The organism is Glutamicibacter sp. BS14 (genome assembly GCF_056934375.1).
Genome location: NZ_CM167801.1, coordinates 1522359 through 1540600, shown reverse-complemented (window position 1 = coordinate 1540600; position 18242 = coordinate 1522359). Strand labels below are relative to the sequence as shown.

General features: G+C 62.4%; 16 protein-coding genes and 1 riboswitch. Of the genes, 6 read left to right on the top strand and 10 right to left on the bottom strand.

Annotated elements, in window-relative coordinates; translation table 11 throughout:
* Nucleotides 1-66: 66 nt before the first annotated feature.
* Together AC1Z36_RS07260 and AC1Z36_RS07255 are read left to right on the top strand one after the other, a co-directional pair.
* Complete coding sequence (locus AC1Z36_RS07260; RefSeq protein WP_105657007.1) at nt 67-576, top strand: low molecular weight protein-tyrosine-phosphatase; 510 nt, start codon at nt 67-69, stop codon at nt 574-576.
* Nucleotides 563-2572, top strand: a complete 2010-nt coding sequence (locus tag AC1Z36_RS07255) for a chorismate-binding protein (RefSeq protein WP_483561888.1) — start codon at nt 563-565, stop codon at nt 2570-2572. The genes AC1Z36_RS07260 and AC1Z36_RS07255 overlap by 14 nt, the downstream gene beginning before the upstream one ends.
* A 10-nt stretch (nt 2573-2582) precedes the next feature.
* On the opposite strand, the gene cls is transcribed toward AC1Z36_RS07255, so the two are convergent.
* The gene (gene cls / locus AC1Z36_RS07250; protein WP_286134130.1) at nt 2583-4079 is read right to left on the bottom strand and encodes a cardiolipin synthase; all 1497 of its coding nucleotides are present in this window, start codon (nt 4077-4079) and stop codon (nt 2583-2585) included.
* Nucleotides 4080-4245: 166 nt separating this feature from the next.
* Between cls and AC1Z36_RS07245 the strand changes: the two genes are divergently transcribed.
* The gene (locus tag AC1Z36_RS07245) at nt 4246-5121 is read left to right on the top strand and encodes an aminodeoxychorismate lyase (protein ID WP_105657010.1); all 876 of its coding nucleotides are present in this window, start codon (nt 4246-4248) and stop codon (nt 5119-5121) included.
* On the opposite strand, the gene AC1Z36_RS07240 is transcribed toward AC1Z36_RS07245, so the two are convergent.
* Both AC1Z36_RS07240 and AC1Z36_RS07235 read right to left on the bottom strand, forming a co-directional pair.
* Nucleotides 5118-7445 (bottom strand): ATP-binding cassette domain-containing protein, encoded by a 2328-nt coding sequence (locus AC1Z36_RS07240; RefSeq protein ID WP_448937606.1) that lies wholly within the window; start codon nt 7443-7445, stop codon nt 5118-5120. The genes AC1Z36_RS07245 and AC1Z36_RS07240 overlap by 4 nt on opposite strands.
* Nucleotides 7442-8050, bottom strand: coding sequence for an ECF transporter S component (locus AC1Z36_RS07235; RefSeq protein WP_105657012.1), 609 nt, complete (start codon nt 8048-8050; stop codon nt 7442-7444). Before AC1Z36_RS07235 ends, AC1Z36_RS07240 begins: the two co-directional genes overlap by 4 nt.
* A gap of 65 nt (nt 8051-8115) precedes the next feature.
* Nucleotides 8116-8236: riboswitch (TPP riboswitch) on the bottom strand.
* A gap of 84 nt (nt 8237-8320) precedes the next feature.
* Here AC1Z36_RS07235 and AC1Z36_RS07230 point away from each other — a divergent pair.
* On the top strand, nt 8321-8563 hold the full coding sequence (locus AC1Z36_RS07230) for a DUF4235 domain-containing protein (RefSeq protein WP_105657090.1): 243 nt from the start codon (nt 8321-8323) through the stop codon (nt 8561-8563).
* Nucleotides 8564-8619: 56 nt separating this feature from the next.
* Here AC1Z36_RS07230 and mnhG read toward each other — a convergent pair whose 3' ends face one another.
* The 6 genes from mnhG to AC1Z36_RS07200 are packed head-to-tail and all read right to left on the bottom strand — an operon-like array spanning nt 8620 to nt 14943.
* A complete protein-coding gene (mnhG, locus tag AC1Z36_RS07225; protein WP_105657013.1) occupies nt 8620-9024 on the bottom strand; it encodes a monovalent cation/H(+) antiporter subunit G in 405 nt (134 codons plus the stop codon).
* On the bottom strand, nt 9024-9290 hold the full coding sequence (locus AC1Z36_RS07220; protein ID WP_105657014.1) for an MrpF/PhaF family protein: 267 nt from the start codon (nt 9288-9290) through the stop codon (nt 9024-9026). The genes mnhG and AC1Z36_RS07220 overlap by 1 nt, the downstream gene beginning before the upstream one ends.
* 1 nt (nt 9291) lies before the next feature.
* The gene (locus AC1Z36_RS07215; RefSeq protein WP_105657015.1) at nt 9292-9921 is read right to left on the bottom strand and encodes a Na+/H+ antiporter subunit E; all 630 of its coding nucleotides are present in this window, start codon (nt 9919-9921) and stop codon (nt 9292-9294) included.
* An 8-nt stretch (nt 9922-9929) separates the two neighbouring features.
* Nucleotides 9930-11531, bottom strand: coding sequence for a Na+/H+ antiporter subunit D (locus AC1Z36_RS07210; protein WP_483561887.1), 1602 nt, complete (start codon nt 11529-11531; stop codon nt 9930-9932).
* Complete coding sequence (locus AC1Z36_RS07205) at nt 11528-11977, bottom strand: Na(+)/H(+) antiporter subunit C (protein ID WP_105657017.1); 450 nt, start codon at nt 11975-11977, stop codon at nt 11528-11530. Before AC1Z36_RS07205 ends, AC1Z36_RS07210 begins: the two co-directional genes overlap by 4 nt.
* Nucleotides 11974-14943, bottom strand: a complete 2970-nt coding sequence (locus AC1Z36_RS07200) for a Na+/H+ antiporter subunit A (protein WP_483561886.1) — start codon at nt 14941-14943, stop codon at nt 11974-11976. Before AC1Z36_RS07200 ends, AC1Z36_RS07205 begins: the two co-directional genes overlap by 4 nt.
* Nucleotides 14944-15169: 226 nt before the next feature.
* On the opposite strand from AC1Z36_RS07200, the gene AC1Z36_RS07195 reads away from it, so the two are divergent.
* Nucleotides 15170-16492, top strand: coding sequence for an MFS transporter (locus tag AC1Z36_RS07195; protein WP_402695824.1), 1323 nt, complete (start codon nt 15170-15172; stop codon nt 16490-16492).
* Between the two features lie 79 nt (nt 16493-16571).
* On the opposite strand, the gene dcd is transcribed toward AC1Z36_RS07195, so the two are convergent.
* Nucleotides 16572-17153 carry a dCTP deaminase gene (gene dcd / locus AC1Z36_RS07190; protein WP_013349886.1) on the bottom strand — a complete coding sequence of 194 codons (582 nt, stop codon included), beginning with the start codon at nt 17151-17153 and terminating at the stop codon, nt 16572-16574.
* Nucleotides 17154-17342: 189 nt separating this feature from the next.
* Between dcd and AC1Z36_RS07185 the strand changes: the two genes are divergently transcribed.
* Complete coding sequence (locus AC1Z36_RS07185; RefSeq protein ID WP_483561885.1) at nt 17343-18203, top strand: M15 family metallopeptidase; 861 nt, start codon at nt 17343-17345, stop codon at nt 18201-18203.
* Nucleotides 18204-18242 lie beyond the last annotated feature (39 nt).

The following is an 18242-nucleotide window of genomic DNA, read 5'->3' as shown; positions in this document are numbered from 1 at the left end:
GATTTGTTGCCGGGAAACGGGCGCGTAGCTATCGATCGAATCGCCTTGTGCCCATAGACTGATGCCATGTTCCGGATAATGATCGTGTGCACGGGAAATATTTGCCGTTCGCCTATGGCCGAGTACATGCTCAAGAATGCGCTCAAGGATGCCGAGGTCTCGCAGGTCGAGGTCATATCGCGAGCCATCACCGACGGTGAAGTCGGCAAGCGCATCGATGAGCGTGCTGCCAGTACCCTGCGCAGCCATGGCCTTGATGCATCTGAGCACATTGCCGCCCAGATCGACTCGGACGAAATCGCCAAGATGGATCTCGTACTGGCGATGGACACCGACCACTTCGAGGAACTCGTTCCCGAATTGGCCGAAATCGATCCGAGCGAACGTCCGCAACTGCGGATGTTCCGTTCCTTTGATCCGGGAACCGCGAGCTCCCCGCACGACCAGCAGGGCATCTATGACCCCTGGTACGGTGATGCCGGAGACTTCCGCGAGACCTGGAAACTCATTTCTGCTTCCCTGCCTGCCCTTGTAGATTACGTGCGGAGTAACATCGCCTCTCGTGGAAACCGCTAGACCAACGCTGATTGCCATTGACGGGCGTTCCGGATCCGGCAAAAGCACCTTTGCAACAGACCTAGCGAAATACCTGGAAGCCACCGCCTCCGTAGCTATTTTGCGCCTTGAAGAGCTCTACCACGGTTGGGACGGGCTGCACCGGTCCTTCGATCTCTACCACCGGATCCTGCCTCAGCTCGCAGCAGGCAACACGATCACCTACCCCACCTGGGATTGGGCCGCGGGTGCCCTTGGCGCATCCAAGAGCTTCACTCCGGCCGAGGTAGTGATCATCGAAGGCGTAGGAGCGATCCATTCCGACGCCCGAGAATTCCTCGATATCGGGATCTGGCTGGAAGCACCCGAAAGCTTCCGCCGCGACCGGGCGCTGGCACGCGATGGACAGGCCTACCGTCCGTACTGGCAGATGTGGGCCGAACAAGAGGAACGGTACCTGCTGGCCCATCAGCCGCACGCCGCAGCAACCCTGATCATTGATGCCGCTGGCGACCACGACCCCATCGAGATCTGGGCGCGTTCCTGCCGCTACCTGCCGGCCATGATGCGCCAGCTTTGCCTCCCTTCCGACCAGTCCCCCACTGCCCCAACCTTCCGCCAGAGCTACGAGGCGCCAGCCGATACGGCGTCACTCTTCGAGGAACTGGCCCGGTCCCTTCCGCATGCCGCACTACTGGAATCAACAAGCCATAAGCTCAGCGACCCGTTGGGACGCAACCGCTACTCGGTGATCGCGCTTTCGGCGGCAGAACAGCCCCCGGTACTGAGCGCCACCAGCCACGGCACCACCGTCAGCTTGCCCGGAGCGCAAGTACGGCTGGGCGAGGATTTCTTCCGCGCGCTGGCAGGCCTCTGGCCTGCCGGAACCACCGCTAAAGTCGGCTACCCGCTGCCGGCATGGGTGGGGTACCTCGGTTATGAGCTCAAGCGCGAGCTCGGCGCCGCGGATCTGCAGGCAGTGGTTGAACCCGGGCGGGTGCGCCCCGATGCCCAGTTCTTTGCGCCGGATACCGTGGTGGTCATTGACCATCAAGAAGGCCAGATGCATCTGCACAGCATTAGCGAACCGGCAGCAGCGCTGAGCATCCGGTTGGGCAATCCTCCAGAACTGCGCGCCCACCACCCGTTGCCTATCCCGCAGTTCAGCTGCGCGGATACCGAAGCCGGCTACAAGCAGAAGATACGCCAGGCCCAACGCGAGATCTATGAAGGCAACACCTACGAAGTTTGCCTGACTACCGAACTGACGGCCCATGCCGAACTGTTCGATCCGTTCGAGGCCTACTGCCGGATGCGCCGCTCCAGCCCTGCACCGTTTGCCCACTACCTGCGTTTCACTGATCTCCAAATCGCCAGCATTTCACCGGAACGGTTCCTCGCGCTGTCCAAGGACGGGCAGTTGCGGGCCGAGCCGATCAAGGGCACCCGGCCGCGTGGCGAAAATGAAGAATCAGATCTCGCGTTGAAGCATGATCTGGCCACCCATCCCAAGGACCGGGCCGAGAACATCATGATCGTTGACCTGTTGCGCAACGACCTGTCGCACCATGCGGTTCCCGGGTCGGTGAAGGTTGCCCGGCTGTGCGCGGTGGAAACCTACGCGACAGTGCACCAGATGGTCTCCACCATCGACGCCACGCTATCCGCCCCGCAGCTGGCCGCCGAAGCCCTGCGCGAAGCTTTCCCGCCGGGCTCCATGACCGGTGCACCGAAGCTGTCCACGATGAGCATCTTGGATGAGCTCGAAGAGCACCGTGCCCGCGGCCTGTACTCCGGGGCCGTGGGGTATCTGGGTGCTGATGGTGCCGCCGATTTCTCCGTGGTGATCCGAACCCTGGTGTGCGACCGGCTAGCTGACCAGTCATGGCGGTTGAGCCTGGGCCTTGGCGGGGCAATCACCGCTGATTCGGTGCCCGCTGAAGAGTGGGACGAGGTCATCACCAAATCCCGCGGCGTGCTTCAAGCACTGGGCGCCAGTTTCCCGCAAGACACTTAAGCCAACTGAATTATTGCAAGGTGGCCGTCAAGCGAGCCACATTGTCGATCCAGCGTTGCATGCGAGGACGGCGGCGCCACTGCGAGAGGGTGATTTCCGAGGAAATCCCGCGGTAGTGGTTCTGCACCTGGTTAACCGCATCGACCATTTCCTTGCCCAGCAGCATCACGGAAATTTCCATGTTCAGGCTGAATGAGCGCATGTCCATATTCGAGGATCCCACCACGGCCACGTCGTTATCCACGGTGAAGCACTTGGTATGCAGCACCATCGGTGCCGGGTAGCGGTGAATGCGCACGCCGGCTTCCAGCAGCTGCTGGTAGTAGGACTGCTGCGCGTGGTGCACCAGGAACTGGTCGCCCTCTTCGCAAACATACAATTCCACTTCTACTCCGCGCTGGGCGGCAGTGGTGATGGCATAGAGCAGCGAATCGTCTGGAACGAAGTAGGGGCTGGTGATTTCCAGGCGTTCGGAGGCAGAATAGATCAGCGTATTGAACAGCCTGAGGTTGTTCTCGGTACCGTATCCGGGGCCGCTGGGCAGCAGCTGCGCCAGGGTGGAACCGGGACGTTCCTCATAGGCCAGCGGGTGGCGGGCCTCGGCCATGTCCATCAGCACTTCCTGGTCGTCGTCCTCCTGCCACCAGTCGGTAGCGAAAGTGACGTCGAGGCTGCGCACCAGCGGACCTTCGACCCGGAGCATCATTTCAACCCATTCGCGGCCCACCTTATGCGAGGACTCGCGCTTGTAGCCGGGTTCAATCAGGTTCTGGCTTCCGGTGAAGGCCACCTCGCCATCAACAACGAGGATCTTGCGGTGGTTGCGCAGATCCGGGCGGCGCCAACGACGGCCGATCAGGTCGATGGGCAGCATCGGGCGCCAGTTGATACCGGATTTCTTCAGCCGCTTCTTGAAATCCTTGTAGCCCTTGACGCGCAAGGTTCCCAGGTGGTCGAAGAGCAACCGGACGTGCACGCCGCGCTCCGCGGCCGCTTCCAGCGCATCGAGTACCGGTCCAACATAATCCGGGTCATCGCCCATGATGTAGAACTGGATGTGCACATAGCGGGTGGCGTTATCGATTTCCTTGCGCATGGCATCGAGCGAAGCCCGGTAATCGGAAATGACCTCTACCTGGTTGCCGCCTTCCAGCGGCATGGCACCAAGATTGCGGTTGAGCATGACTGCCGATTCGACCCATTCCTCCTGGGAATGGAATTCTTCGGGCAGCTGCATGTGGCTCGTGGCCTTCATGATTTCATCGTGCGCACGCCGCTGCTTTTCCAAGCGGCGGCGCGACAGGTGCGGATTGGCGAAAAGCCAGTATGCGACAAGTCCCACAACGGGCAGGAAGAAGATAGCCAATAGCCATGCCATGGCGGTGGTGGGGCGCCGGTTGCCCGGAACGATGCCGATCATGAAGTAGCGAACCGCTAGCTCTATTGCGACCAGCACGCTCCAGAGAACGCCGCCAATCTGCAAGAAGACTTCATTACTTGGCCACACTCGGGCACCCCCTTGGCTACACCCCGCGAATTCGGCATTATCGGCCTCTGATCTGCGATGTACAGGCCAAAATCCTTCGCTTAGCTTATCGAACATTGCCGGACTTGTCTGAATCTCCGCCTGCAGAAATCGCGCAGAAGACGCTGGGGTTCGATAATCTGTCTTTATGAGCTCACTTGTATTCTTGGATCCGGCCTATCCGGCTGGTCGTCTTGCAGACATCACTGCACCGCAACTTCTGGTCACAGCACAGGGAGTGACGCGAGGTGATGGCATCTTTGAATCGATGCTCTACACCAACCAGGCCGTACGCAAATTCGAAGCGCACCTGGCACGCTTGGCGACCTCGGCTGAAGTTGCCGACTTGGCCATTCCCGATGCGCGCAGCTGGTTTGCCGCGGTAGATACCGCTGTGGCCGATTTCGATGCCACCGGCGGCGCTGAAGAAGCGGTGGTCAAGCTGGTCGCCGCGCGCGGCGAGCACGACAATGATCCTGCCATTTGCTGGGTCACCGTGACCCCTGCCCCGGCTTTGGGCAGGGAACAGCGTGAAACCGGTGTGGATGTCCTGATGCTGGATCGCGGCTACGACTCGAAGCTGGCCGAACGTGCGCCATGGCTCATGATGGGCGCCAAGACCCTTTCCTATTCGATCAACATGGCCGCCCTGCGCTACGCGCACAAGCACGGCGCCCATGATGTCATTTTCACCTCCGCCGACGGGATCATCCTGGAAGCTCCGACCTCGACCGTGCTGGTAGCCCAGCGCGATGGCGAGACCAAGCGGCTGCTGACCCCGATGCTTGAAACCGGCATCCTGCCAGGCACCACGCAAAGCGCCATTTTCGACGCCGCGGCCCAGGATGGCTGGGAGCTGGGCTACGGCCCGTTGCGCCCGGAAGACCTGTACCAGGCCGATGGCGTGTGGCTGGTTTCCTCCATCCGCCTGCTGACCCCGGTGCGCACCATCGATGCCAAGCCGTTGCGCCTGGACGCTGAGCTCCATGAAGAGCTCAGCGCCCTGAGCGAAGCAATCCGCTAGGACCACACCAAGTTGTAGGTCCCTGCCAGCACGGCCGCAGCCATTGCGGCCGTGCCAAACAGGATCCCCGTGGCCAGCACCATGCCATCACGCCAGGTGAAGGTGGCCGTGCGAATCCATGTGCGCTTGGCCGTGCCAAACCCCTTGGCCTCCATCGTGGTGGCCAACCGTCCGGCGCGGCGAATCGCTTGCACCAGCAAGGCCAGCACCTGGCCGAGGGTTGCCTTGATGCGTTGGCCCACGGTGCCGAAGTTCCCGACACCGCGAGCGCGCCGGGCCAGCGTGAGCGTGGTGAATTCTTCCACCATCAACCCGAGTAGGCGCATGCCGGCCAAGGCCCCGAGCACAAACCGGTGGGGTACCTTCAGCTGCTGAGACAGCGCCCCGCCCAAATCGCTTGGATTCGTGGTGGCCAGCAGCAAGATGCACGGGATGGCCAGCGCGAAAGCGCGCAGTCCGGTGGCAATGCCCCCGGCCACCGATCCCTCGGTGATGCTGAAGGCGCCGAATTGGGCGTAGACCATGCCGCTATCCTGGCCCACCAAGGCGATGCCCCACGCCGCAAGGATTCCGGCAATCAGCAGTGGCCACGCGCGCTTGAGGAATTTCAGCGGGCTCAGCCCTGCCAGGGGGAAGAACACCACGGTCGCCACGATCACCACCAGCGCCGAAACCCAATCCAAGGTGGTGATCAACGGCAGTGTTGCCGCAGCCACCGCACCGAGCTTGGCCAGCGGATTGATCTTCGCCAACCAGCTATGCCCTACCGGCGCATCAAGCACCGGCCCCTGTCGCGGGGTACCAGCTTCCGGGGTGCCGGCAGTGAGCACCAGGTCCCTTGCTTTGAGCACCGAGGCAAAGTGATCGTCGTGGGTCACAGCAATGATCGCGGTGCCCTGCTGCAATTCCTCAACCAGCAGCCCGGCCAGTTCCCTCCACGTATTCGCATCCTGCCCGAAGGTCGGTTCGTCGAGGATCAGCACCTGGGGGGATGCGGCCAGAACAGTGGCCACGGACAAGCGCCGCTTCTCGCCCCCGGAGAGAGTGAACGGGTTCGCGTCTGCCAAATGCGCCAGGCCCAAGCGTTCCAGCAACGCGTCCACGCGCGCTTGGACCTGGGCCGGCTCGTATTTCGGCGCATCGGCGCTGCTGGCCTGCGCGCGGCTGGGAGCGAAAGCCAGCTCTTCCCGAACGCTCTGGGTCACGAATTGGTGTTCGGGTTCCTGGAACACCGAACCGATCCGCCCAATCAATGCACCGGCCTTCCAGGCAAACGGGGAGTTGCCCAGACCGTCGGCCAGTTGCGCGGTGGCCGCCAACCCGCCGTCGGCCGGGACGAGCAATCCGCCCAAGGTCAAGGCCAGCGTCGACTTTCCAGCGCCATTCTCGCCGCGAATCACCGTCGCGGTGCCCGCTTGCACATTCACGTCCACCGCTTGGGTGCGCGGTGCCGTGGCGGTGCGGGCGGATACCAGCTGCTGCGCTTCCAGCAGCGTGGCACCGGCACCGTTCGTTGCCCGAGCCACCTGCGGGAAGTAGCCTGGAATCCACAGCCCGGCAGCAGCCAGCTCCTCGCGCACCGTTTCATCGGTGTACAGCTGCTGCGGGTCCAGATCGTGCGCGACTCCCCCACCGGGCTGCAGCACGATAACCCGGTCCACATGCTGCGCCCAGGCTTCAATCCGGTGTTCCACGACGACCAGCGTGGCACCGGAAAGCCGGGCGGCGTTCAGCACCGCATCGCGCAATAGCTCAATGCTCTGCGGGTCCACATTGGCAGTCGGTTCATCGAGCAGCATGACGCTGGGTTCCATGGCCAGAATGCCGGCCAAGGCCAACCGCTGTTTCTGTCCGCCGGAAAGTTGCTGGGTGCGGTGCTCGAAGGACAGCGCACCCAGACCCGCAGCGTCCAGCACTTCGGGGATCCGCTGGCGGATCAGTTCGGGATCCATTCCGAGGTTCTCGGCGCCAAAGGCCACGTCATCGGCGACCCTGCTTTGCACTACCTGGGTTTCCGGGTCTTGCTGCATCAAGCCCACCGGGTGGCTCCGGATGAAGGCATCGCTGCCATCTATGAGCAGCCGGCCAGCGACCTGATCGTCCTCATCCGCTTCCAGCAACCCGGCCATCGCGTGCAGCAAGGTTGACTTGCCGGCGCCCGATGGACCGACCAGCAGCACCTTCTCACCGGCGTGGATCACAAGGTCCAGTCCCGAGATGGCAGGATTCTGCCTCTCGGAGTGCTGCCAGCCGAACCCCGTTGCGGTGATGGCGGCACCGCGCTGGGTCAGCGAGGCTGCGCCGGAATTGGCAAAGGAACTCATTTTGCGCTTTCCAGGTGCGCACGCCGGCTCGGCAGGGCGCTCAGAGCGCCGGTCTTCGCCAGTCCGCGCGTGGCCAACCAGGACAGAAGCCCTGCGACGACTACGCCGGAAATGCCGGTGGCGATCACGTGGAAGATCTTCATTCCGGCGGTGTACTCAACATAGTAGGCCAGGATGTAGGCCTCGGAAATGCCGGCGAACAAGCCGGCGAACAAGCCTGCCAGCAGCGCCACGCCCAGGTTCCACTTGCGGTAGCGGAATGCTGCGAAGACCAGCTCTGCACCCAGGCCCTGGACCAGGCCGGAGATCAGTACGGTCAAGCCGTAGTGCGAGCCGAGCAGCGCTTCAACTACAGCGGCCAGCAGCTCGCAGTAGATTGCGGCGCCTGGCTTGCGGATGATCAGTGCGCCGAGCACCGCCGGGAAGAGCCACATGCCGGTGAGCAACGCGGTGGCTGGCGGGAAAGCTGCAAAGGCGAGCGAGAACAGGCCATAGCCGGCACTCCACGCCCAGAAAATGACCCCTGAAGCGACGGCGATCACCGAGGCGACGACGATATCAACTACACGCCAGCCGGTCCGCTGCTTCGAAACTGTTTCGTTCATTGCTGGTCCTCCTGTGGAAAGGAGGGGAGATGGACGGAATGAGGGCATACTGCCGCGCCTATCCGCATCCGAGATGCTCGACTTCCTTCGCCGGTACTAGCCGGGGCAGGTTCGAGGGTCTGCGATCTATCGCACTCTCAGCGTCTTGCGACTTTTTAAAAGTCTGACGCTCCCCTGTCGGAATAATTACTGCTCCCCCACCATACCGCAGGTATGCTGGGCAGAGGAACGATATGTCAAGAGCTTGATCGCGAGGAAAAAATGGATAAAGTGCAGAAACTTGCCACTACCGGTATCACCGTTGGCGCTGGCATGCTCGGCGGCAAGCTGGTTGATTTCCTTTGGTTGAAGGCAACCGGCAGCAAAGCACCACGCAAGGGCACTGAGGAAGCAGCGGAAGCTTCTTTCCGCCGTGCCTTAGGCTTCGCAGTCGTTTCGGCCCTGGTCGCAGCAATCCTGCAGACGGTGGCTGACCGCAGCGCCAACAAGGTTGTTGCCAAGTTCACCAAGTAAGCTTCGGCGTTGAGCCAAAAGCGGGAGCCGCCCAGAGGGGCGGCTCCCGCTTTTTCTCAATCTTGTTCGTCTGGCGATCCGGTCTTGGAAACCGGGGTGGTTCCGGTCGGCGGTGTTCCGTTGACCTTGTTGACCACGTGGCTCAGCTCATCGGAGAACAGGGTTTCCTTGGCAGCGTGCTTGGTCCGGTAGCCGGAACGGCCAATCATGTGGGCCGAAACCGGTGCGGTCAATAGCTGCATTCCCCAGGCCAGCACGAGTACCGGGACCACAGCCCAGCTGCGCAGGTAAATGGCCAGTCCAGCGAAAATCAGCAGGAAGCCGAGTACCTGCGGTTTGGTCGCTGCATGCATGCGGGTGAGCATGTCCGGGAAGGTCAGCAAGCCGATACCTGCGATCAATGACATCAGGCAGCCAAGGATCAGCAGGACGGCAACGAGGACATCGAGGAAGATTTCCATTAGGCGTTCCTCTGATCCGAAACGAAGCGCGAGACGGTCACCGAACCGATGAACCCGAGCATGCAGGCGGCCACGACGAACAGCAAGTAGTCGGTGTGCTTGTGCAGCACCATTTCCAGGCACAGCGCGGCGGAGATGATCAGCAGCATCACGTCCAGGGCCAGCACCCGGTCAAGGATTGACGGCCCCTTGGCAACACGGACCAGGCAGGCGACAGCACCGAGCCCGAGCATGATGCCGCAGATCCAAATGACGATATCCAGCATGTTACCCCTTCCTCGCATCAAAGTTCGGTCCGCATTCGCTCTTGATCGCTTCGTACTCGTCTCGGCTGCCAATAGCCATGATCAGCCGGCGTTCGATGTCCCGGATGCCGGCACGCGCCTTCTCCACGTCCGCAGGCGACTCGATGTCGATGTAGTGCAGGTACAGCGTCGACGAGCTGCGGTCCACGTCGATCACGAAGGAGCCCGGGATCAGCGTGAGCACGTGTCCCACGGTCATCACGATCAGGTCCGAGTCGGTGCGCAGCGGGACCGCAATGACCGCGCTGCGGGTGCGCTTCCCGCGGACCAGCGCCAGCCAGGCCACATGGACGCTGGCGGCGAAGACCTGTCCGAGGAACCAGATGAACAGCTTCAGGCAGTACCAGGCATTGATCCGGCCCGAAAGGACCACCGGCGGCAGCGGGAACAGGTTCACGATCAGCAGCGCGATGATCACGCCGAAGACCATGTTCCCCAGGGAGAAGTCCTGCCAGAGAGCACCCCAGACAAAGAGCAGCAGCAGAAGCAGCGGCCATTCCTGCTTGAGTGTCGCGCGGTGGCGCACACCGGAGGTATCCAGCGCATCGTCAATGCGCTGGTCACGCGGTTCAAAGTTCTTGTTCGGCATCATCCCTCCAATCAGAATGGCAAGATCGAGCTGATATACGGTTCGCGGGCAATCAGTTCCGCAGCCACCCGCTGGCAGAATTCGAAGATCGGCCCGGCAAAGACGGTCAGGGCGATGCCCGCAAGCACCAGCGAACCGGTGGCGTAGCGCATGCCCCACGGCAAGGAGTCGGCTTCCAGCTGCTTGGCCAGCTTCAACCCCAAGCGGGGGTTCTGCGCGCCGCCGGCCAACGTCTCGTCGGCAACCTGCGTCGCTTCGGCCACCAGGTCCTGGTTGGGCACCTCGGCATCAGCGGCACGGCGCCAGAACACACGGGCCCACACGCGGATGATCGCCATCAAGGTCAGCAAGCTGGTCAGCAATCCGGCGCCGATCACGACCCAGGTCAACGGATCAGCATCCTGCGCGGCCGCATGCATCAGCCCGAATTTGCCCAGGAACCCGGAGAACGGCGGGATGCCGCCCAGATTGATGGCCGGGATGAAGAAGAGCAGGGCCAATGCCGGGGAGAGCTTGGCCAGCGAGCCGAGCCGGGTGACATTCGAGCTACCGGCACGGCGTTCGATCAGTCCCGCCACCATGAACAGCGAAGTCTGCACGATGATGTGGTGGCCCACGTAGTAGATGGTCGCGGCGATGGCCAGCGGCCCGCCCACGGCCACGCCGAAGATCAGGTAGCCGATGTGGCTGGTGAGCGTGAAGGAAAGCATGCGCTTGAAGTCCGTCTGCGCCAGCGCACCGAGGATACCGATGACCATGGTCAGCGCCGCCACCACCAGCAGTCCGGCGTTGACCGAGCCGCCCGGGAAGAGCAGGGTTTCGGTGCGGACAATCGCGTAGACGCCCACCTTGGTCAGCAACCCGGCGAACACCGCGGTGACCGGGGCCGGTGCGGTCGGGTAGGAGTCCGGCAGCCACAGGGACAGCGGGAAGACCGCGGCCTTGATGCCGAAAGCGATCAGCAGCAGCACATGCAAGATCAGCTGCGGGCCCTGGCCCAGCTCGGGCAGCTTCACCGCAAGGTCAGCCATGTTCACCGTGCCGGTGGCCGCATAGGTCATCGCGATGGCCATCAGGAAGATCACCGAGGAAACCACGGAAACCACCACATAGGTGGTACCGGCGCGGATGCGCTCGGCGGTACCGCCCAAGGTCAGCAGCACGTAGCTGGCGGTGAGCAGGATTTCGAATCCGACGTACAAGTTGAAAAGGTCAGCGGCCAGGAAGGCGTTGGACACTCCGGCCAGCAGGATCAGGTACGCCGGGTGGAATATCGACACCGGTCCGGGCTCGTCCCCGTCGGCCAGGCCCTGGCTGGTGGCGAAGAGCAGCACAGCCAGCGAGACGACGGTGGAGACCAGCAGCATGAAGGCGCTGAACCCGTCGACCATCAGGGCGATGCCGAAGGGCGACTCCCAGCCGCCAATATGGATGGCATAGCTTTCCCCGCCCCATACGGCGGCGAGCATTCCCGCTTCGAGCACCAGGGTCAGGCACAGGATGCCGATGGTGATCAGGCGCTGCAGGCGGACCTGGCGGCGGGCCAGGAAGGCTGCCCCGGCGCCGAAGATCGGCAGCACCACGGCCAAAGGGGCTAGATCCAGGAAATTCACTCTTCCCCCTCGCGCACTGGGCGTCCTTCTTCATCGACGAATTCGGTCGTATCCTCGGCCACTGGCGAGTCTTCTTCCTCGTCGTAGGCGGTCTTCTGGGACACCTTGATATCTTCGGTGTCATCGGTGAGCTCATCAGCGCTGGTCAGGGTCCAGGACCGGTAGATCATCGCCAGCAGGAAGGCGGTCACCGCGAAGGTGATCACAATGGCGGTGAGGATCAGGGCCTGCGGCAGCGGGTCCGAGTACGAGTCGGCCGCCGCATCCGGCTTGAACAACGGCGCCGCGCCCTTGCGCCCGCCGCTGGTGAGGATCAGCAGGTTGATGCCGTTGCCCAGCAGCATGATGCCCAGCAGCACCCGGGTCAGGGTGCGTTCGAGCACCAGGTAGAAGCCGGCCGCCAGCAGCACGCCGGTGACTACGAGGAAAGTGATGTTCACGCTCATCGGCCAACTCCAGTCCGGGAGGCCTGGATCTCGTCGTGGCGCTCCACCGGGCTGCGGCCCTCGGAGAGCGAATCAATCTCACTGCCCAAAGAACGCAGCACGTCCTGCACGAGGCCAAGGACCACCAGATACACTCCAATGTCGAAAATCGTTGAGGAAACGAACTTGTGCTCGCCGAAGAACCAGAATTCCAGGGCATAGGTGGTGAAGATGCCATCACCCAGCAGCAGCGGCACGATGCCCACCAATCCGGCCAGCGCTATGCCGCCGCCGATCAGCATGCCCGGAGCGATGCGCATCGACTCGGAAAGTTCCACGCGGCCGCCGGCCAGGTAGCGGATGGTCAGCGCCAAGCCGGCGATCAGCCCGCCAGCGAAACCGCCGCCCGGGGTATTGTGCCCGGTCAGCAGCGTGTACACCGACATGATCAGCACCGTGTGGAAAATCAGCCGGGTGACCACTTCAAAGATGATCGAGCGGCGCTCGGCGACCAGGGTGCTGCCAGCCATCAACCAGTCCTGGTTGGAGCTGGAGGCAAAGCGGCGGGCAATGCGCAGCTCGGTTTCCTTGGAGTCCTTGCTGCCCATGGCTTCGGAACCCGCGTCGATGCTGCCCGGTGCCACCTGGTGGGCCCGCACCCGGTTGCCGAAGCTGCGCCCGGCGAAGATCAGCGAAGCCACACCGGTGGCAGCCGCTGCCAGCACGGTGATCTCGCCGAAGGTATCCCACACGCGCAGGTCCACCAGGGCCACGTTGACGATGTTCTTGCCGTAGCCCTCGTAGTAGGCCAGATCCGGCCAAGCCAGGGAAATGCGGGCCTCGTTGCGGGCGGCCATCATCGCGATGGCAATGTAGACGACCATCACGGCCAAGGCGATCGACAGGATGGCCCGGCCCCACTTGATCCGGGTCAGGCCCACCCACAGTCGCTTGGGCAGGGCGCGCAAGGCGAGCACGAAGGAAACCAGCACGATGGTTTCCACCAGCAGCTGGGTCAGCGCCAGGTCCGGGGCGCCTTGCAGGGCGAAGATCGCGACCATGCCGTAGCCGGTCACCGAAACCATCAGCACCGCCATGAAACGCTTCGGCGCGGTAATGGAGACCACCGCACCGGCGATGATCACCGCACCGATCAGCAGCTGGGCCGGGTGGTCGGCGATGATCCAGTTCGTTGGCCACGGGGTGTAGACGGTCAGCGCGATGGCCAGCGGAATCACCAGCACCACGACCAGGATGACGCCCAGGTAGAAGGAGAGCGAACCACGCTGGGTGCGACCGGTGATCCAAATGGCCACCTTGTCCAGCACGTTCACCGACATGCGGTAGATTTCCTCGGCCGAGGTGACCATGCGGCGCAGCGGTGCGCCGGTGTCGGTGCGGTGACGCAGCCAGAAGAAGCACAGGCCCAGGCCCACCGAAATGGCGCTCAGCCCCAGTGCCGCGTTGAAGCCGGCAAATGGCAGCAGGTGCATTTTGCCCGGTCCGCCCTGCGCGGCCGACCAGTGGATGGCCAGCGGCTCCACCAGCTGCGGGTACAGGCCCAGGAACAGCGTCGCCGCCGAAAGAACCAGCAAGGGCGCCAGGAAGATCAGTGTCGGGGCCTTGCACTGCAATGCAGGCAGCTTCTTTTTCTTCACGCCGAAAGCCCCGAAGAAGAAGCGCAGCGAGTAGGCCATGGTCAGCGCCGCACCCATCAGGATGCCGACGAGCGCGGCCATCCCCCACCCGGTTTCCAGGTGCAGGGCCGATTCGTAGACCGCTTCCTTGGCAACGAAGCCGAACAGCAGCGGCACGCCGGCCATGGACGCCGCGGCGATGCCGGTGGTCGTGGCCAGGATCGGCATGGCACGGCGCAAGCCGCTGAGCTTGCGGATATCGCGGGTACCGGTGTTGTGGTCGATGATGCCCACGCTCAGGAACAGCGTCGCCTTGAACAGTCCGTGGGCCAGCGTCATGGCCAGTGCGGCAAAAGCCGCTTCGGGTGTGCCGAAGCCGAAGACCGCGATGATGAAGCCCAGCTGCGAGACCGTGCCGAAGGCCAGGATCAGCTTCAGGTCGTATTGCTTGAGCGCCCGGTAACCGCCGATGAGCATGGTGAGAATACCGATGCCTACGGTCATGGGGATCCACAGGGTGGTCTCGGCGAAGCCCGGAGCCAGGCGGGCGATCAGGTAGACGCCGGCCTTGACCATGGCTGCCGCGTGCAGGTACGCGGACACCGGAGTCGGAGCGGCCATCGCACCGGGCAGCCAGAAGTGGAAAGGCACCAGGGCCGATTTGGAGATCGCCCCGACAATAATCAGCGCCACCGCAACATCGGTGAAGGCCCCCAAGGCCACCAGTTCATCGGCCGATGCCATGATCTCCGAGAGCTGGTAGCTGCCGGCCGCCGCGCCGAGCATCAAGATGCCGGCGAGCATCACCAGTCCGCCAAGGGTCGTGATGATCAGGGCGTTCATGGCTGAACGGCGCGCGGTGATCAGGGCCTGGCTGAAACCGATGAGCAGGTAGGAAAGCACGCTGGTGATTTCCCAGAAGATGAACATGATGATGATGTCATCGGCCGTGACCAAGCCGGTCATGGCTCCGGCGAAAGCGACCATCTTCGCCGCGAAGCTGCCGATCTGCGGATCATCATTCTTGAAATAGCGGGCGCAATAGAACAGCACCAGCGCGCCCACGCCGAGGATCAGCAGCAAGATTGTCGCGGCCAAAGAATCCATGCGGAAATTCAGGGCGATATTCAGCCCGGGAATCCATTCCATTTGAACCGATGGCGGCGCATTTGGCGCACCATTGGCCAGGGAATTATCGGCAGAAAGCACCGCCGGCATGCGGGTCAGCAACCAGATGAATCCCACTGCGGGCACGGCCGCCACAACGTAAAAACCGTTTCGTTTCAAGGCCCGGAATATTAATGGGCATAAAACAGCGGTGGCAAACAGCGCAGTGAGAATTATTAGCACGCTTTTCCTCTGTCGGCTGGTGGTGGGCAGAGTATCCAGAGCACTTCGAAAAGCGCCTGCATCTGTAATTTTATCAGCCGTGACCTGCCTGCAATCGCACGAATGTGCCCTTTAAGGAATATTCCCTGCGTTTTCCGCGACCAGCTGATTTTCCAAGCTAGCCGCTATTCTCCAAAAGGTCGTTCCTATTCATCGCCTGATTACCTGTTACAGGTACGATGCCAGCATGGGAATCAATCAGGTCGAACCGTCGGCGATTCGTGAAAAGTGGCTTAATAAGTACACCTGGGCGTGGGCCAGCTGGGATTGGGGACAAGCCGCGATCAACGCTGTCATGATCACTTTCGTGTTCACCGTCTATCTCACCAGCGAGCTATTCGGCGACACCGACCATGCGTCGCTGGTCCTCTCGCAGGCACTGGCCATCGGCGGACTGGCCATCGCCCTGCTGGTGCCCGTCACCGGGCTTCGCGCCGATGTTGCCGGGCGGCGCAAGCTGTGGATCGTGGTCAACACCCTGGTTCTCGTCGCCATCTGCGCGGCCTGCTTCTTCGTCTACCCCGACCCTTCCTACCTCTGGTTCGGCGCGATCCTCGTCGCGGCCATGTCGGTCTTCGGCGAATTCGCCGGCGTGAACTACAACGCGGTGCTGAACCAGATTTCCACCAAGGCAACGGTCGGCAAGGTCTCCGGTTTCGGCTGGGGCATGGGCTACGTCGGCGGAATCCTCGCCCTCGCCCTGGTGCTCTTCCTGTTCGTGCAGCCAATCGTGGACTGGCCAGGTGCCAGCACCGAAGAATCGTTGAACTTGCGCTGGGTGGCAGTGTTCTCTGCCGTTTGGTGCTTGCTCTTCGCGCTGCCGCTGTTCTTCGTGATCCCCGAAGCGCCACCGAGCACCTCGAAGAAAATCCCGCTGATGCTTACCTACAAGGTGCTGTTCAACAACATCAGGGAACTGTGGCGCAGCGACCGCAACCTGCTCTTCTTCCTCTGCTCCTCCGCCGTCTTCCGCGACGGGCTAGCCGCCATCTTCACCTTCGGCGGCGTCATTGCCGCGGGCACCTTCGGTTTCGAATTGACCGAAGTGATCATCTTCGCGATCGTCGGCAACGTCGTTGCGGCCCTTGGCGCGGTGCTTGGCGGCCGCATCGATGACTTGGCAGGCCCGAAGGCGGTCATTGTCGGTTCGCTGATCGGCCTGCTGGTTGCCGGCGCCGGAGTCTTCTTCTCCCCCGAAGCCGCGGGCTTCTGGATCTTCGGCCTGCTGCTGTGCTTGTTCGTCGGACCGGCACAGGCAGCTTCCCGCTCCTACCTCTCGCGCTTGATTCCCGAAGGACGCGAAGGAGAGCTCTTCGGGTTGTACGCGACCACCGGTCGCGCCGTGTCCTTCCTGGCACCGGCGTTGTTTGCCGGAGCCATCGCCATCGCTACCCCGCTGGTGGCATCCGGCCAAGCCCAGCGTTACGGCATCCTGGGCATCCTGGTGGTCTTGGCGCTCGGCCTGCTCCTGCTCCTGCCAATCCGGTCGCCCAAGAAGGTCACCGCGTAGCTTCCAGCCGCAAACGGCGCTGGCCCCAACAAATGTTGGGGGCCAGCGCCGTTTGCGGGATCCTGAGCGGTACTGCCGCTTAGTTCTCGATGATGGTCCGGTGGAAGTTCAGGTGGCTGCGCGAAGCCGTGGGGCCACGCTGGCCCTGGTAGCGGTTGCCGTAGGGTCCCGAACCGTATGGATGCTCGGTGTCCGACGTCAGCTTGAAGAAGCACAGCTGGCCGATCTTCGATCCCGGCCACAGCTTAATGGGCAAAGTAGCCATGTTGGACAGTTCCAAGGTCACGTGGCCGGAGAACCCTGGATCAATGAACCCCGCGGTGGAGTGGGTCAGCAGGCCAAGGCGGCCCAAGGAGCTCTTGCCTTCCAGCCGCGCGGCCACGCCGTGGCCCAAGGTCACCACTTCGTAGGTCGAGCCGAGCACGAATTCGCCCGGGTGCAGGATGAATGGCTCATCGGGGTCGACCTCGACCAGGCGCGTCAGTTCATCTTGCTCCACCGAAGGATCGATGTGCGCATACTTGTGGTTATCGAAAAGCCGGAAGAACCGGTCAAGTCGAACATCCACGGATGCGGGCTGGACCATCTGCGGGTCAAAGGGCTCTAGCCCAATCTCACCGGACGCTATTTCTCGACGAATGTCACCATCTGAATACAACACGCGTATAAATTTATCCTGACTTTCCCCGGCAGCCGAACTATTAGGCCAATTATGTACAGTGAGTCGAGATCACTGGCCGCATCCTGTTCACCAGCTGGTCGCAGATTTCCCACCAATTACCCAGCGTTTCCAGCTATCGTTAAGCTGGGATTTCCCATCATCGCTCCGCAACTCAAGGGTTTATTCAACATGCGCCTAGCCTACGCGCTGACTGGCACCGTACTCGCATCGGCATTGCTGCTCTCCGGCACCGCCGCACTCGCTGCGCCGGCCGAGGATCTGCCTGCCGTCGAGAGCTCGCAGCTGTCGAAGGCATCGAGCCCCTTGGCCTTGATCAACCCCACAACGAAGCTTTCGCCGGAGGACTACGTTCCCGGCAAGCTAGTTGGTGTTGCCGGCAGCTCGATGACCCTGCGTCCTGAGGCGGCAGAGGCCATTGAAGTGTTCATTGCTGATGCGCGCGCTGCCGGCCATTCGATCAAGCTGCTGAGCGCATACCGTTCGTACCAGCGCCAGGCGGTCTTGTTCAACCAGTACCAAGCCAAGTACGGCACCGCTTATGCCGAACGGATTTCTGCGCGCCCCGGAACCAGCGAGCACCAGCTTGGTTTGGCCGCAGACCTGGGCTACACCGATAGCCGCGCCGAATTGAAAGCCGAATTCGGCCAGACCCCGGCCGGCCTGTGGATTGCCGAGCACGCGGCGGAATACGGTCTGATCATCCGCTACCCCCAGGGCAAGGAAGAGATCACCGGCTACAAGTACGAGCCGTGGCATGTGCGCTATGTCGGCGTCGAGCATGCCGAAGCGATGCTTGCTTCCGGAGCGGAAACGTTCGAAGAGTACCACCAGATGCTGGCCGCCTCGATAGCGGATGCCGAGCAAAGCGAAGCAAAGGCAACGGTCGAGAAAGAACCCGCGAAAGCCAAAGACGAAGAGCCGCACGAAAAATCCAAGAAGGCCGGCGAAGATGTTGTCGTGGACGAGGACTTGATGGTCCTGCGTTTCCTTCCGCCGTACCGCGACTGGGGCTTCGGCTTCACCCAGTAGCCCGGTCTGGAACAGGCCGCTGCCAGGTCCACCAGAACC